Here is a 15,994-nt window from a genome sequence, read left to right on the forward strand (position 1 = left end):
AGAGAATGCGACGCCGTGCAGGCGCAGGAGGCAATCGGCTTGTCGTCCGCACATCCAATATCGACTTTTGCTTCCTCTCTTTTGATTCCAAATCTGCAAGCGTTCTCTGCTAAAGCGGGTGGCGTGATCGTGGACATCGCCAGCTCGCTGGCGCCGCCGACATCTTCGGATGATTTTGATATTTTTATTACACGCGACCTCTCCGTCATCGAACCTGCCGATAGCTGGGAGATCTACAACGAGGAGCTGGTATGCGTCGGCCGCCAAATCTGGTCGCGGGCACAGCTATCGATCGTTCGATCAACGCGGATACTGAACATCACATCCCGTCCCGATATCCTGCTGACATGGCCAAACAGTGAGAGAGCGAACGCGAAGATCTGATCCTATCCGCGATCGTGCCATGCCAGCAGAAGAATTGGCTGCACAGAACGGAGGTACGTCATTGATCGCCCAAGAACTCATGGACTGTCATTCCTTCGTCTGCCCTTGTGGAGCAATGCGCGGAAGCGAAGGGGGTCATGAGACGCCGCCCCAGCTTAACAAGCCGAATGGTTCGGCTGCGCAGGTCATCTGTTTTCCACCCTCGGCCAGCAATGCGATCACTTTCAAATAAGCCCTGCCCGACTTGGCGATAGCTATTTCCTTGCTGCCATTCATCCAGTGCACGCAGCGCGAGGATCAGTTGAGACGCTGCTTCAACGCCGGCAAAGCAAGAGGATGCGTTCCGAGCGGCCCATGCTCAAGCGCGCGCCACAATTGACGTGCGGCGCCCAACCGAAGCTCGAAATTCGCGTCGAGCGGCAGATCGAGCACGACAGCAGACAACGTTCGGATCAAGCTCAAGCACAATGCGCACGATTTCGCGCCAGTCTGCCCTAGCAGCCGCGGCATCGAGGAATCGCATGTAGGTGACAGCGTGCTCCTCTCCTGCTCCACCCGATGTTACGCCAGCGCTGTTCTGCTTAAAGAAGGCCGAAGCGGCCTGTACTAAGGCCGAGCATCTTCGAACTGAGCTTTCACGAAGTGAGGTGACTGCCGTTACCCGCCCTCTTCCGACCCGCATTGCGACCGCTTGCGCGACATATCAGCGAGTTCTCGTCATCATCCATGCGATGCCGGATGAGGCATGGTCGGCTTCCGCCGGTCAGCACCGCCCGTGACTCGCATGCCTTCCCACGGCATAGCGAACCATCGTGCCATTGAACGCGCCGTCCCTCAATCACGTTTACCGGTAATTTTGAGCGCCCTGAAGACGGACAAAACGACCGAATTGGTTGGCTCAAGGTGGAGAGCCCTCTGACACTCGATTCAGGACATCTGCGTGAGCAGCCCCGAAACAGGAGGCTCTAGCCAGAGTTGCGCTGGCGTTCGTCGATCGGCGATGAGATTGCTCGACGCTCAAGACTCCGCTCCAAATCAGCCAATCCTGCCTTACATGCGGCGACAACCGATTGGGCATGAAGCAGCTTGACCTTGAACTCGTTCTGCTGCCTGAGTATTTTCGCAGCACTCCAATCGTCCTGCATCAGCTCATTGACCATGTTTGTCGTCCCCACCTCTCGGAGAATGCATGTGAGCTAAACATTGCGCGCCGATTCGTGGTCGCGCTGCGCGCCTCTGATCCTCCTCAACGCCGTCCCGGTACTGCCAAGTTTCCCAATCATCGATGACGCCCTCTGGTCGTGGCCCAACTCAGCCACATCGACTTCGGAGTTGTCCGCCTTTCCGGAAAGACCGGAATCGCGGCGTCCGCCGCAAACAACCCCAGCTTATCTCGATCCGCTATATCATCGGAAGAGCGCAACAGTCGCACTGGGGCCCGCGAAAAGGTCGTTCATCAACCTAGCTACGTGAGGATCGCCCGCACTTGCTGAGCGCGCAGAGCGGCAGAATATGGTGCAACGTCTACCAGCAGCACGCGTTTGGAAATGCGTTCACGGACTATCATTGCCATCTTCGTGTCCCGCCCACGCCGTCTACACCGCCTTTCCGCCGATCACGACTTCAGTACGTCAGCCGCTACGATCACCTCTCTTCAATTTGCGACACGCATACGACCGCCGCGTCCGCAGCAGGGGGACGGACTGATTACAAGGTGAACATAGGGATACGAGCGTCCGCCGAGCTTGCAAGAGCGTCATGAGCCCGTGATCTCACCTTCCCCTGGCGGTCCATGGCGCCCGGTGACGATCAGCGACGAAAGAGAAGCAGGCCCGGTTCATACTAACAGCGCCTATATGTTATGGCTCTACAGCCGCGGCCGCGTCATTCGCCTCGCACTCCGCTGGAGCAACCCACAGTTACGCTTTACATTCGCTAGATCTGCATGAGCGCCAACGCAACCGCGGCCGTTACCTTAAATAAGACCTTCGCGCCGCGCCTTGACGACACACTGAGTCCGACTGGACGTTTCCAGCTTTCGCATCGCATTCTTGATATGAAAGTTGACGGTGTTCTCGCTCACTTCCAGAATGACACCGATAGCCCAGGATGACTTCCCCTCCTCGACCCATCGCAAACACTGTCTTTCCCGTGCCGACAGCACAACCTCTTTCTCATCCGCCATGAATTTCTCCTGGACTCGAGAGAACAGGAGAGGAATCAGCAAATGCGATGCCACTCTGTGGCGCCAGCAAGCATCGGCGAGGCAGGACAAATTCGTCGGTGATTGCCGCGACATTCGCGCGAGGCCGCCATTCCACTGTAGCCCTGTCGATGGGCTTGCGACATGTGTCGTAAACACGACATCAGCATTGCGACAATGGTGGCTGTCGATGTTGTGTCCAACGCTATGTAAGGCGGATATCACCCTTTCACTAAGCACTCCTCCCCGCCAAGGAGTGGGGAATTCTTCCCGGGGCCATAAGACCAGGCTCGCGAACCCAGGTCATCCATTCGTAACCAAGGCCCCTCTTTTCAGCCTTTAGGCACCCCAATCAACCCCATAGCGAAAGCTTTGCGTTCGGCGCCACTCCTACGCAATTATGCAAATCTGCGCGTTTCAAAAAACTACCAATGCTGGTCATTGATCGGCATTCCCCCAAAAAGATATGAACGGTGACGTGGACGCCAATCGAGGATCGGCTTGCAGGACTTAGGCATGAGGCATCAACCACAAGCCGTTCGGCCTATGGCGGGCCGTCAATGTGCACACCAGTCGCCTGTCGAAATGCTTCGGGCCCAGGTCTGCTCGAATGATGAGCTCTCGTTTCTGATGGAAGCGCATGATGGCCTGTCTGCCACGATCGCCCAGCGCTCAGGATTCAAGGGGCTCTGGGCCTCTGGTTTGTCGATTGCCAGCTCGCTCGGCTATCGCGATGCCAATGAAGCCTCATGGACCCAGCTCGTCCAGAGCGTCGAACGCATCGTGGACTCGACAGAGCTCCCTGTGCTCGTTGACGGGGATGGCGGCTTCGGTAATTTCAACAATGCTCGACTCCTCGCACGCAAACTTCGTCAGGCGGGCGCCGCCGGCATCTCGCTTGAGGACAGCTGCTTTCCGAAGCTGAACTCGCTCATTGGTGAGCGGCATCCGCTCGCCGATATCGATGAATTCTCCGGTCGTCTGCGGGCTGTAAAGGATACAGTCGCCGACAATTTGGTTCTCGTGGCCAGGATCGAAGCGCTGATCGCCGGGCACGGGTTGAACGAAGCTACCTTGCGTGCTCACGCTTATGCCGACGCGGGAGCCGATGCAATCTTGATTCACTCGCGAAAGAGTACCGCGGACGAGATGCTTTCGTTCGTCGCCGAGTGGCGGAACCGGCTGCCTGTCGTGATCGTTCCGACAACGTACTTTCGGACGCCAGTCTCTGCCTATCGTGATGCGCGCATCTCCACAGTAGTCTGGGCCAATCACTCCATGCGGGCTGCGGCAGCTGCAATGCGGCGCATCTGCGATAGCATCGCAGCTCAAGAGAGCGTTGCGAGCATTGAATCTCATATCGCACCGCTGAGCGAGATATTCGAGCTCCTGAGGTATGACGAACTCGCCGTGGCAGAAAAGCAATATCTGCAGCCCCGCTAGTCGATGGTGGCCAGAGTCTATCACCTAAAGCTTACCCGATGCGCCCCTCGCCTCGCGTCGGTCTCGTCCAGTGTCACCGAGGCCGCGACCTAACATCCTGGACAGCTCGGACATGGCTAAACATCTGTCCCTGCCGCTTAAGGAAGCTCACACAGCAGCTGGTGCAGGTGTATGGGTTGACGACAATTCACACCGACCCCTTCAATATCTGCGGTGGTCGGACAAGTCTGCGGCACGCATCACTGAACAGAGGCGTTCACGATGCTTGCGGAGCGACACCCAGGATAACGAAGGCGAATGAAATGCCTCTGAATGCTCCCAAGCATGCTCTCATTCTCGCCGCTGGAGTGGGCACTCGACTGCGGCCGCTAACGGATCTAAACCCGAAACCTCTAGTCCGAATCCATGGCACTCCCATCCTGCACAACGCGCTAGAGAACCTTGGGCGCGTCGGCGTGGAACAGGTGACGATTGTTGTCGGGTGTCGCAAAGAGGCGATCCAAGAAGCTTGCGGCAGTCGGTTTGGTGGTGTTGCGATCAAATACCTCGAATCCCCCGTTTACGACCGTACTGGGAGCGCCTATTCGCTCTGGCTGGCGCGTGACGCGCTCGTTTCCGGGGACCACCTGCTTCTTGAGGGCGACGTCTTCTTCGAGGAAAATGTATTGCGGCAGCTGCTCATCAGTGAAGAGCCAGACGCGGCTGCTGTCGCTCCCTTCGGTGAGCTGATGCAGGGATCAGCGGTCCTATTGTCCGATCTTGGCTTCATTTCAGAATTTCGCTTGAAACAAACAGCGAGAAATCTCATCACCGATGGCCCGCCTCTTTACAAGACGATGAATCTGTTACGCCTGTCCGCGTCTACTCTGCGGACAGAGGTGGTTCCGGCCCTAGACGATATGATCAAGGCCGGAGCTACCTAGGCCTACACCGAGGAGCTTCTTTCTTATCTCGTGGAAAGGCAAGGCCTGCTGCTTGCTGCGGTGAGATGCGATGATCTCAGGTGGTACGAAATCGATGATGCGGAAGATCTGCGTACCGCCGAGCGCATCTTCGCAAAAGCCGACGTTTGATCCAACCGCCCACGATCCCGGAAGGTTTGACGCGGCGCCTCTTCACGATATGCGCCGCGGCCTCTGACACTGGCCGCGTTACAATGCCAAGACCCGCAAGCTTGAAGGGATCGCAACCAACGCGGCCTCCTAGTGCCTCAGCAAAACGCGAGCGGCTCGTCCGGGCATAACGCGTGAAACACACACCCACAAGCAATGGTGCTAGCGAAACAGTTATTTCGCTCCAGCCGCTTTGACGGCAGGAATGGGAAGGCACCTAGACCTTCACAGAGGCAGATGTTTTCCATTTCCTCACTTGCGCTTTTCCGGATCGAGGCTTTCCTGCAAGCGACTGCTCCGCGGAACTCATCTCTTTAAAGTCGAACCTGATGCTGATTCTCGGTGCGCACAGTACATTCTCGCCAAATTTGATCGGAATACGGCCGGAGCAATCAAGGCTCTCTTTGACGAAGACCGGTGCTGAAGTCGACATTTCAAGGAGGTGCGCCTCCTGCGCAGAGGGCAGACGCGCACTTACGTCACCCATTGCTGCGAGAGTCTTCAATTCCAATGCGCCTGAGAGCTGTCGAGATCGAGTTGGCGCCCGAGAATTTGTCCAGCAGTCCGGGAGTGCGTTTCGCCGGAAAGTAGCTATGCGCAACGACGATTGGGATATCGTCCTGATAGCTCAACGTGTCGATGCGCAGCACATCGTCACGAGCCTGCAAGTCGAGGTAGCCGGCGAGCCGCTCGTCTGCCTTTATCGTTGCAGCAGACAGGATCCTACGACGCGCCAGGCGGCCTCGCGAGATGAGATTATCGGTCAGCCGGGTTTGAGGGGAGAGAAGATAGGGTGTTGGATGTTCGACAACGAAAGTGCCTCTCCCCTGCTCGACCCGGAGCAGTCCCTCCTGCTCGAGTGCCCGAATGGCGTATCTTACGGTGTGCCGGTTGACACCATATTCGAGAGCAAGCTCTACGTCATTCGGAAGTTTTTCGTCTGGCCGAAATCGGCTCGAGGCAATGGTTTCTTCGATGTTCGACCGAACAAACTCCCAGCGCTTTCCTTGATACATAGGTCAATGGTCCGTGGTTCAGGCTTTCAATTGCGCGGATTAGCGCCAGGTTTATCATTCTTAGCCTGCGCCAGCCATGTTACGGCCGCTCCCCTCAGATAAAGACGTTGTCGGTAAAGCTCCCGGAAGACAGTTGACCGGCGCGCTGAAGAGGCAATTGAGGCGCTCGCATCTTCGACATCATACTGGCCCGAGGCCTCGCGATCTTGCAAAGCTTCATCGATGATACGGCCGTGCACCGTCGAGGGTAGCGGCAGTCTCAGGATGGAAAGGATCGTCGCTACCAGATCAACGATACTGGTTGGGGGCGCAGCCTTGGAAACGTCAAGCGTTTCGCTAAATTTCTCAATTGGGATGAACGCGGCCCGAAGCGGGGCGAAGGGATGCTTCCAATGCAAATGTTCTGAGAGCGACATGCTGAGAGCCAAGGTAACCATGCGGTGGTCTGTGAAGGGGACCCGAGCCTCGACCCCCGCCGCCATTGTGGTGTTGTCGACCATCCCTAGCAGCGCCGGTAGATGATGCTGCACAAAGAAATGCCTTATATGCTCACCCGGATTGGCGCCGCTCGAATGGTAGGCATTGTTCATCCAATCGATCAGGCCCGCATCATGAACGATCTCCTTTCTCCATGCCGACGTCGCCAGCGCCAATTTCTCGGATTGAGGAAAATAGGTGTAGCGCGCGAGGAAGAGCTCGAACTCTCTCGCTCTGACCTTGGGAAGGCCGAGATAGCGCCGCGCCGGGCGGCCAATGACATCTGGCAGAGCGGCCAGCAACGTCTGCCGACGAAGGTCAAAGGGCAATCTGAAGATCCGGCTATATCCAAGGAATATCTCGTCGGCACGTTCGCCGGTCAGGAGAACCTTGTGAGAGTGGCTGACCGCTCTGGCCAGCAAATGCATTGCTGCTTCGTTGTGCATGCCGACCGGATGACCGCGTAATGCTGTAAGTCGCTTAACGACATCCAGGCTCGTTGCCCCAGGCAGCCGGACCAAGACGTGGGAGAGCTCGAGGGATTTCGCGACTTCGACAGCATAAGGGCTTTCATCGTAAACCTCGTCGCATACAACTCCAGCAAAGCATGTCGGCTTTTGTGACGCGTGCCTTGAAAGCTCGAACGCCAAAACACTGGAGTCGAGCCCTCCGGAAAGGAGCGCCGCGACCGGAGTGTGGGGCAGCAAATGTTCCTCCACTGCGCGGCCGATCAACGTTTCGAGAGAACTGCAATTCCCACCATCATCGAGGCGGGCAGGATCCCACCTACGCGTATGCTCTTGATTGAGCCGTGATCTTCAGCCAAGTGCCGGGTTGCGGCTTTCGAATGTCTGCAAATAGTGTTCTCTCGCCGAGAGGCGGTACGGTAGGAGAGGAAGCTTGACAATCCAACCGGATCGAGCTTCGGGCGGACCCCTGGCCACTGAAGGATGGCTGACGGCTGTGGGGCAAAGACAACGCCATTATCTGCGAGAGCGTAATACAGCGGCTTGATTCCGAGCCGATCTCTAACCAGGAGCGCCGTCCCGGTCTTGTGATCGTGTATTGCGAAAGCAAAGATTCCCCGCAGGCGCTTGACGCTATCAATCCCCCGACAAGCAAATGCCTTGCAAAGTACTTCCGTATCCGACTCTGTGCGAAACTGATATCCGCGGCGAAGGAGGTCCCGCTTTAAGTCACCGTAATTGTAGATCTCCCCGTTATACGTGACGGCCAGACCGAGCTCCTCATCGAGGAACGGCTGATTTGACCTGGGATCCGGATCGATGATCGCCAATCTTCGGTGGGCAAAGGCAAAGGAGGAGGTCACGCAACTGCCACTCGCGTCGGGGCCCCGATGGGCCAGCGTCTGAGCGCAGCGCGCAAGGTCCCGCTCGGTCACCGACTTGTCGGTAACCGGTCCGATGAATCCGCAAATCCCACACAAAAAGGTAGCCTCCTGCGTGCGCAGCCGGCTCACACGCGGTCGGGGACGGTGCGCCGACGCCTCTCGGTGGACGCTACAAAAACAACTCCAGAGCGAAGACTACGTTCAGTCGGTCAGCGGCAATTCGCAGGCAACACTTTGGCTTCGCCGACATTCGAAAGGCCCGGTCTCATAATCCAGGCCGCCCGCCGCGTCCGGGGCTAGGTCAAGCTTAGTCCTGGAGGGAAACATCCCGAACCAGCGTCCGAATCTCATTAGTTATCACCCGTTCGACGAGCCACTTCGGAGGCTCAATCCGTGGCGGGAGATATAGAGCGCGGTAGAGCCGATCGAGTTCTTCGGCACTGCGCGGAACGTCTGACGAATCCAGAAGTGCGGTCATCAAGCGCATGGGATAGAAGCAAGCCCTGCGCTTATCTTGAGTGATCAACTCGTCTTGTGAGCGACAGGTTGCCGATCCGTCCAACAAACGCAGCCACGCCTGGCAGAAGAGTGCGTAGCCATAAAGTTGCGCTCTGGTGTCTAAAGAGAGAGCTGTCTCAGAAGGCAGCACAGGAAATTGCAATTCGCCGATAATATCGCCCCTATCGACCCGCGCTGAGAGATAGTGGACAGTCACTCCAAAGCTCGTCTCGCCGTTGAGTATGGCATGCGTCCGCGCAAAACTGCCGCGATATTCGGGGAGTGGGCCTGGATGAAGGTTAATGCCTCCTCCATCAAAACGTGTAAGGATATAGGGAGGGAAGATCTTATTCCACATGACGCTTACGAGAAACGTTCCGAGACGAGGAACGTCGTCCATCGACTCGAAAAATGGTATTCCGAAGCGATCTGCGACTTCCCAGAGCTCCTCACTGGTTTCATGGCGCCACCATGTTTTCTCGTGTCGGGGAGTGCCGAGAACGCCCGCGATGTGATCTTTGCCGCAGGTCTCGATGACAAACAGAAGACAGCGGGTCGCAAGCCCCCTGGTTCCGGCAAATACCACGCGGTTCGTTAAGCTCGACATTTCCCGCCCCTATGACCTTCTAAGCACGACTACCCGCTCTGCTCGTAATACGCAGCCCGGCGGACGCGGTGACCGCTACGCCAATCGTGAACACATGCACAAGAGTGCCTGAGGCTTTGATTTTGAATGGCGCGATGTGGAGCAACGATACCGGGACAAAGATAAATGGAAGGACGACACCTAGCTCAAGCGGCGCAATTGTGTGGTCGACTAACAAGATCGCCGCGAGCACTGGCAAAGCGTAAGAGAGAGGTAGACCGGTCGAATAACCGCGATCGTCCAATCCGAAATGGTCAAAATAAGCCACGCGAACGGCCCCGATCAATATCAGGAACGCTGTGAACGCAGCAGATGCTGGAAGCTCGATAAAAGATGCGATGACAATTGCCGGGATGACTGATCCAAAGATGAGGTCCGAGAAGGCATCTAGAGCTTTACCAATGGCTTTGGTGACCATTGTATGATTCTTGGTGCGCCTGGCAATTTCGCCGTCCACGTCATCGGCGATGATCGCCCAAAGTCCGAGCGACACTCCTGCCTCATAGTGTCCTTCCACGAGCCCCATCGCTGCACCAGAACAAAGGAGCCCCACGGCAGTAATGGCATTTGCGCGGTCAGATAGGTATGTGACCATCGAATCTCAATGTTACTCTTCCTGCCGAGGGGCGATCGGACTCACGCCCTTTGCGGCTGGTTGCCAAGCGCAACCAGCTTAAATTGGAGGAGGTCCGCATTGTGCGCAAACTACCTGTTCTAGTAGGCGCGCTTAATCGTTCCGCGAGAGAGCTGGCCTCGGTTGTCTGAACAGCAATTCCGCGTCGATAAGTGGAGCTTCTGCCGAGTTAAGCTGCCGCGTGGAACGGCAGTGGGCTGAAGTAAGCTTGATCCGGGGTGCCGCCGTCAAGGCTCGAGTGGGGACGCCGGCCATTGTAAAAGGCGAGGTATCGGCCGATTGAGGCGCGGGCGTCGGACACGGTGTCGTAGGCGCGCAGATAGACCTCTTCGTATTTGACGCTGCGCCACAGCCGCTCGACGAACACGTTGTCGCGCCAAGCTCCTCTACCGTCCATGCTGATAGCGATGCCGTGACTGGCGAGCGCGCCGATGAAGGCCGCGCCGGTGAACTGCGAGCCCTGATCGGTGTTGAAGATTTCAGGCCTGCCGTGACGCGCCAAAGCGTCCTCCAGCGTCGCGGCGCAGAATGCGGCTTCCATCGTGATCGACAGCTGCCACGACAGCACCCGGCGGGTCGCCCAGTCGAGGACGACAGCGAGGTACACAAAGCCCCGCGCCATCGGGATATAGGTGATGTCCATCGCCCAGACCTGGTCCGCGTGATCTCCATGCCGCGCAGCAGATATAGATAGATCTTGTGTCCAGGCTCGGGCTTGGTGGTGCGCGGCCGGCGGTACAGCGCCTCTATCCCCATCCGCCGCATCAGCGTTTTGACATGCCGGCGGCCGATCTTGCTGCCCTCGGCCGCCAGCAGGTCTCGCAACATTCGCGAACCGGCGAAAGGAAACTCCAGATGCAGCCGGTCGAGCCGTTGCATGATTGCGAGGTCGGCGGGCGGCACGGGACGTGGTAGATAATAGATACTGCCACGGCTGATCTTCAAAACTTCCGCCTGCCTGGTGATCGGCAGATTGTGCTCACGGTCGATCATCGTTTTGCGCTCAGCAGGCCGGCTTTGCTGAGCGCGCCTTCTAAAAAACTGAGCGGGCGCTGCGCACCCCCTGTGGGATATAAACGGGTAATCGCTAGACTGCGGCCGGAAGGGAGCGGCCGATACGATTTTGGTGGCACGTGACCCCGTCAAAAAACATGGTCCATGGGCTGTTGCGCACTTGAGAGTGGTGACGCCATCTCGGCGATCCCGTTTAGGAATTTGAACGAATTGCGCAGCCCAGCCCTTCCGCCGGAGTCAGGAGGAGCTACAGATGAACCCGAAAAGATCGAAGTCGAAAGGCGGCGGTAACATGCCGATGGTGCACCCGAACGCGGGCTGCAATCGACGTTGGCGCCACCATGCATATGGCGGCCGTTAGGGCAGATCGCGCACCGGAGCCAGTCCACAGTTTCGGTACCTTCACGGCCGATCTGCATCGGCTGGTCGACTAGTTTACGGAATGCGGCGTCGAGACCGTCGTCATGGAATCGACCAGCGTCTACTGGATTCCGATTTTCGAGCTTCTCGATGGCCGGGGATTTACCGTGTTCCTTGTCAACGCGCGCGATGCCAAGCACGTGCCGGGGCGTAAGACCGATGTCAGCGATGCGCAATGGTTGCAGCGACTCCATTCATTCGGGTTGCTGCGGGCCAGCTTTCAGCCCAAAGGGCAGATTGCCGAACTGCGAGCCTACGTGCGTCAGCGCGAGCGTCTGCTGGAGTACGCGGCCTCACACATCCAGCATATGCAGAAGGCCTTGACGGAGATGAATCTTCAGCTCCACCACGTCGTCGCCGACATCACTGGCGCGACCGGCTTGCGTATCATACGCGCGATCCTTGCCGGCGAGCGCGATCCCGAGGCGCTGGCGTGCTTGCGCCACTACAGTTGCCACTCCAGCGCCGAGACGATTGCGAAGGCGCTCACCGGCAGCTACCGCGCCGAGCATCTGTTTGCGCTCGAGCAGGCACTTGCCCTTTACGACACCTACCACGAGAAGGCATCTGCCTGCGACGCCCGGATCGAAGTCGTGTTGAAGGAACTGAGCAACCATCGCGGTCGTGGCCATGGACCAGCACCGCGGGCCTCGCTACGTCGGAATCGGACCGATCAGGCGAACGCTCTAGCTTTCGACGTCCGCGAGGCGCTGTTCGCGTTGCTGGGAAAAGACATCACCACGATCGACGGCCTCGGTCCTTACCTCTCGCTGAAGCTGATCGCTGAATGCGGGGACGACCTCTCCTCGTGGCCAAGTGCAAAGCATTTTACCTCCTGGCTAGGACTGGTGCCGAGCAACAAGGTCTCCGGCGGCAAAAGGCTCTCGTCCCGAACGCGCCGATCCGGCGGCCGGGCGGCGGCGCTTCTGCGCCTTGCTGCCGTCACCGTCGGACGCACCGATACTGCGCTCGGCGCCTTTTACAGGCGACTTTCATCGCGCATCGGTAAGGCCAAGGCAGTGACCGCCACTGCCCGCAAGATCGCAGTTCTGTTCTACAATGCTGTGCGATACGGAATGGACTATGTCGATCCCGGGGCCTCTTCCTACGAGACGCGCTACCGGACGCGAGTGGTCAACAATTTGCATCGGCGCGCCAAGGCATTCGGCTTCGTTCTCCAGCCCTTGGAGCCGACCGTCGGGGATGCCGTTTCTTAGGAATCGTTCTCAAGCGTCAGCTCCCCGATCTTGGCGTGCAGCGTTTTCACGTCCACCGCGGGCTCGCTCGTTCTGTTGCCACCGCCAGGACCAAATACCTCGGCCGCCGCTTCCTGAAGCTGGGACTTCCACTGCGTGATCTGGTTCGGATGCACGTCGAAATGCTCAGCCAGCTGGGCCAGCGTCATCTCGCCCTTGATCGCCGCTAACGCCACCTTGGCCTTGAATGCCGGTGCGTGCTGCCGGCGGGCTCGTCTGCTCATCGTCTCTCCTGATTCGCGAGACAATCCTGCCCGCCGTCAGGCAGAAACTCCACTTATCGCCCTGTCCAGATTTCCGGAGCCAGCTCTCGCTGCAAAGAGGCCGCCGCGAAGGGCACTTGCTGAATCGTCCTTGGCTAAGACGCGATATGCTGCGAAACGCCGCGGCGAATGGTGGTCTCAATCGCACATCGAACATACGAGGAAGTCTCGACATATCGCTTCTCAGCCTGCGATCTGGTCGTTCGAGCGCGACGATCACGCCTAGGTGCGCCAACGTTCATCGCTCCAGTACAGCTCTGCTGGATACGGACCAACACGGCGTGATGACCTAAACTGCCAAGCGCTGGCGACCCTCCATCGAAGATCTCCTCCAAGAATTATTTAGGATCGGTCAAGTCGAGACTCGCCCTCGATCTGAGGCGGAAACACACTCCTTCAACGGGTTGGCTCTCGTTTTGAGCTGCTGCCGGTTTGATGGACACCGAGATTGGGTGTTTTATCAAGCCGGAGGTTGGTCATGCAGAGACGGAAGTTCAGCCGAGAGTTCAAGATCGAAGCGGTCAAGCTTGTCAGGGAGCGCGGGGTGTCCGTGGCGCAAGCCGGCCGCGACCTGGGGGTTCATGAGAACGTACTGCGCAAATGGGTGAAGGAGTTCGGCTCTGACCCGGTGCAGGCCTTTCCCGGCCATGGGCAGATGAAGCCCGAGCAGCAGGAGATCGAGCGGCTGCGCCGCGAGGTCGCCAAGCTGAAGGCCGAGCGGGATATCCTAAAAAAGGCCGCAGCCTACTTCGCGAAGGAAGCGACATGAAGTTCGCCTTCGTCGCGAAGCACCGGACGATCTGGCCGGTGGCATGGCTATGCGATGCGCTGGGAGTGTCGCGGTCGGGCTTCCATGCCTGGCTGAACCGCTCTCCCAGCGCCAGATCCCGCAGCGACGAGGAGCTCGGTGGCAAGGTCAAGGCCAGCTTCGTCGCCAGCGACCGCACCTATGGCGCACGCCGGGTGTGGCGTGACCTGCTCGCCGACGGGGCGGATTGCGGCCTGCACCGGATTGAGCGGCTGATGCGCCTGCAAGGCTTGCGGGCGCGGCCGCGACGTCGGCGCTTGCCGAAGGATGACGGCGATCGACAGCTCGAGACCGTACCGGCGAACCTCCTTGACCGGCAGTTCGCCGCCGAGCGTCCCAACCAGAAATGGATCGCCGACTTCACCTATCTCTGGACGGCCGAAGGCTGGCTCTATGTCGCAGCGGTGATCGACCTGTTCTCACGTCGCGTGGTGGGCTGGTCGATGAGTGCCGCCATGACGGCACAGCTCGTGACGGACGCATTGTTGATGGCCGTCTGGCGACGCGGCAAGCCGGATGCGCTGTTGCATCACTCCGACCAGGGCAGCCAGGGCGGATTCAAACGGTCGTCGCAACACCGATTGTTTTCACTCATGACAGCAATTCGTCAAGCGCTTCTGCCGGCGTTTTCCAGCCCAGCGTCTTTCTCGGTCGGGCATTGAGGGCCGCTGCCACAGCGGCTATCTCGTCGGCGCTGTGGATGCTCAGGTCTGTGCCTTTCGGGAAGTACTGTCGCAGCAACCCGTTGGTGTTTTCGTTAGTCCCGCGCTGCCAAGGGCTCTGCGGGTCGCAGAAGTAGACCTGGATGCCCGCATCGATCTTGAGGCGGTCGTGCTGAGCCATTTCGGCTCCTTGATCCCAAGTCAGCGAGCGACGTAGTTCTTCGGGCAAAGTGACGATCGTGCGCGAGATCGCGTCGCGCACGGCTTCCGCCCCGTGTCCCGCGAGCGCTGGTCCGTTCTTCTTGCGCGGAGCTTCGCCATGCCCCGCCAACCGGGGAAGGTGCAATAGCATTGTGAAGCGCGTCGTCCGCTCGACCAATGTGCCGCTCGCCGAGCTGCCAAGACCGAGGATAAGATCTCCCTCCCAATGTCCCGGCACTGCTCGATCGGCTGCTTCAGCGGGTCGCTCGCGGATCATGATCTCCGGCGAGACAAAGCCCTTGCCCCGTCTGCGTACGCGTCCCCTGGGCACGCGCAACACGCGCCCGGTTCGTAAGCAGGCCGTCAGCTCGCTGCGCAGTACACCGCGGGCCTGAACGAAGAGAGCCTGATAGATGGCTTCGTGGCTGATGCGCATCGTCTTGTCGTCCGGGAAGTCGATCAGCAAGCGTCGGGCAATCTGCTCAGGGCTCCATGCCTTCGCCCATCGTCGATCTCTTCGCCGGCCATGCCGGCGGCCGTTCCACCGAACGGAGGGGCCGGGAATACAAGCTCCGCTCGGGGCTACGACGCCGCCGGCTAGTCTCTCCTCCACATAACTGCGCAAGGCTTCGTTGAGCGCAAGCTTGGTCGGTTTGGGCCGGCGGGCAGATCGGTCTGCATGCCATTGGGCAGTTGTTGCCCGATACTCCAACCCGCCGCCGCGGGTGGCCGCGTTCCTACGCAGTTCACGGGAGACTGTCGAAGCAGCTCGCCCCAAGCGGCGCCCGATCTCCTGTATGGAATGGCCCTGCACCTTTAAAAGGGCGATGTCCTCGCGTTCAGCCAACGAAAGGTAGCGCCCGGAGAGAGGTTTGGCCGAAGATCTGAACATCGCTGGTGGCATGCCGCCCGCCCTCCGGAATAATCTGCTTCCGACAGGTTGCGATAATCCAGCCTCAAGCGCAGCATCTTCGCTGCTCTGCCCTATGGCAATCGCCCTCCAAAATCTATTCTGTTTGTCGCGTCCTGCAACAGACGGCCGGCCTGGCGATGGCAATGGCGCCCGTCCTGACCGCGCCGATCGCCGATTTACAACCCTCATCGCAACCTCCAACGTCATGGTGTTGCGACGACCGTTTGAATCCGCCCAGTACACCAGCGAGCAGTTCCAGCGCCTGATGGCCGACCACGGCATCTTTTGCAGCATGAGCCGCTCCGGCAACGTCTGGGACAACGCGGCGATGGAGAGCTTCTTCTCCTCGCTCAAGACCGAGCGTACGGCCAACAAGATTTATCGAACCAAAGACGAGGCACGCGCCGATGTGTTCGACTACATCGAACGATTCTACAACACGACCCGCAGGCACTCGACCATCGGCTATCTCAGCCCGGTTGAGTTCGAGCGCAAGGTGGGATTAGCTTAACCGGGTGTCCATCAAACCGGCAGCAGCTCATTTTGATCGAGCGCTCACCAATGCAAATGAAAGTGTGCTCCCTATTGCGCAGATGGTTAGTGATGCCGATGCGAGCGAGATACCATTCTTTTTGGATGACACTGAAGAAGAATGGCGCAAACGACGCCATAGACAATCGGAAAGTCGTGATC

10 protein-coding genes and 7 pseudogenes are annotated in these 15,994 nt (G+C 58.6%); 6 read left to right on the forward strand and 11 right to left on the reverse strand.

Annotation, left to right across the window (positions count from 1 at the left end; translation table 11 throughout):
- Positions 1 to 15 precede the first annotated feature (15 nt).
- Positions 16 to 384, forward strand: coding sequence for a hypothetical protein (locus LRP30_RS31530; protein WP_249757324.1), 369 nt, complete (start codon positions 16 to 18; stop codon positions 382 to 384).
- A gap of 135 nt (positions 385 to 519) precedes the next feature.
- Here the strand turns inward: LRP30_RS31530 and LRP30_RS31535 are convergent, their stop codons facing one another.
- The 3 genes and pseudogenes from LRP30_RS31535 to LRP30_RS31545 all read right to left on the reverse strand — a co-directional run.
- Positions 520 to 660 carry a hypothetical protein gene (locus LRP30_RS31535; RefSeq protein WP_249757325.1) on the reverse strand — a complete coding sequence of 47 codons (141 nt, stop codon included), beginning with the start codon at positions 658 to 660 and terminating at the stop codon, positions 520 to 522.
- Between the two features lie 689 nt (positions 661 to 1,349).
- Complete coding sequence (locus LRP30_RS31540; protein WP_249757326.1) at positions 1,350 to 1,544, reverse strand: hypothetical protein; 195 nt, start codon at positions 1,542 to 1,544, stop codon at positions 1,350 to 1,352.
- A gap of 815 nt (positions 1,545 to 2,359) precedes the next feature.
- A pseudogene (locus LRP30_RS31545) lies at positions 2,360 to 2,554 on the reverse strand (helix-turn-helix transcriptional regulator); the annotation flags it as partial.
- A gap of 618 nt (positions 2,555 to 3,172) precedes the next feature.
- Between LRP30_RS31545 and aepX the strand changes: the two are divergent.
- Both aepX and LRP30_RS31555 read left to right on the forward strand, forming a co-directional pair.
- Positions 3,173 to 4,030, forward strand: coding sequence for a phosphoenolpyruvate mutase (gene aepX / locus LRP30_RS31550; protein ID WP_249761872.1), 858 nt, complete (start codon positions 3,173 to 3,175; stop codon positions 4,028 to 4,030).
- A gap of 302 nt (positions 4,031 to 4,332) precedes the next feature.
- Positions 4,333 to 5,103: pseudogene (locus tag LRP30_RS31555) on the forward strand (phosphocholine cytidylyltransferase family protein).
- A 518-nt stretch (positions 5,104 to 5,621) separates the two neighbouring features.
- On the opposite strand, the gene LRP30_RS31560 reads toward LRP30_RS31555, so the two are convergent.
- The 6 genes and pseudogenes from LRP30_RS31560 to LRP30_RS31585 all read right to left on the reverse strand — a co-directional run.
- Positions 5,622 to 6,158, reverse strand: coding sequence for a GntR family transcriptional regulator (locus tag LRP30_RS31560; protein WP_249757327.1), 537 nt, complete (start codon positions 6,156 to 6,158; stop codon positions 5,622 to 5,624).
- Positions 6,159 to 6,184: 26 nt separating this feature from the next.
- Positions 6,185 to 7,342: an asparagine synthase C-terminal domain-containing protein gene (locus LRP30_RS31565; RefSeq protein WP_249757328.1), complete on the reverse strand. Its 1,158-nt coding sequence runs from the start codon at positions 7,340 to 7,342 to the stop codon at positions 6,185 to 6,187.
- 23 nt (positions 7,343 to 7,365) lie between these two features.
- Positions 7,366 to 7,965, reverse strand: a complete 600-nt coding sequence (locus LRP30_RS31570; protein ID WP_249757329.1) for a hypothetical protein — start codon at positions 7,963 to 7,965, stop codon at positions 7,366 to 7,368.
- 328 nt (positions 7,966 to 8,293) lie between these two features.
- Positions 8,294 to 9,091 carry a formyltransferase family protein gene (locus tag LRP30_RS31575; RefSeq protein WP_249757330.1) on the reverse strand — a complete coding sequence of 266 codons (798 nt, stop codon included), beginning with the start codon at positions 9,089 to 9,091 and terminating at the stop codon, positions 8,294 to 8,296.
- Positions 9,092 to 9,110: 19 nt separating this feature from the next.
- The gene (locus LRP30_RS31580) at positions 9,111 to 9,725 is read right to left on the reverse strand and encodes a CDP-alcohol phosphatidyltransferase family protein (protein ID WP_249757331.1); all 615 of its coding nucleotides are present in this window, start codon (positions 9,723 to 9,725) and stop codon (positions 9,111 to 9,113) included.
- A gap of 208 nt (positions 9,726 to 9,933) precedes the next feature.
- Positions 9,934 to 10,805, reverse strand: a pseudogene (locus LRP30_RS31585) (IS3 family transposase); the annotation flags it as partial.
- A 226-nt stretch (positions 10,806 to 11,031) separates the two neighbouring features.
- Here LRP30_RS31585 and LRP30_RS31590 point away from each other — a divergent pair.
- Positions 11,032 to 12,415, forward strand: a pseudogene (locus tag LRP30_RS31590) (IS110 family transposase).
- Positions 12,416 to 12,417: 2 nt separating this feature from the next.
- Here the strand turns inward: LRP30_RS31590 and LRP30_RS31595 are convergent.
- A pseudogene (locus LRP30_RS31595) lies at positions 12,418 to 12,678 on the reverse strand (transposase); the annotation flags it as partial.
- 517 nt (positions 12,679 to 13,195) lie between these two features.
- On the opposite strand from LRP30_RS31595, the pseudogene LRP30_RS31600 reads away from it, so the two are divergent.
- A pseudogene (locus tag LRP30_RS31600) lies at positions 13,196 to 14,076 on the forward strand (IS3 family transposase); the annotation flags it as partial.
- 40 nt (positions 14,077 to 14,116) lie between these two features.
- Here LRP30_RS31600 and LRP30_RS31605 read toward each other — a convergent pair.
- Positions 14,117 to 15,490: an IS30 family transposase gene (locus tag LRP30_RS31605; protein ID WP_249757332.1), complete on the reverse strand. Its 1,374-nt coding sequence runs from the start codon at positions 15,488 to 15,490 to the stop codon at positions 14,117 to 14,119.
- A 43-nt stretch (positions 15,491 to 15,533) separates the two neighbouring features.
- On the opposite strand from LRP30_RS31605, the pseudogene LRP30_RS31610 reads away from it, so the two are divergent.
- Positions 15,534 to 15,812 (forward strand): annotated as a pseudogene (locus LRP30_RS31610) (IS3 family transposase); the annotation flags it as partial.
- Positions 15,813 to 15,994 lie beyond the last annotated feature (182 nt).

Source organism: Bradyrhizobium sp. C-145 (assembly GCF_023375135.1).
GTDB classification, from domain to species: Bacteria; Pseudomonadota; Alphaproteobacteria; order Rhizobiales; family Xanthobacteraceae; genus Bradyrhizobium; species Bradyrhizobium zhanjiangense.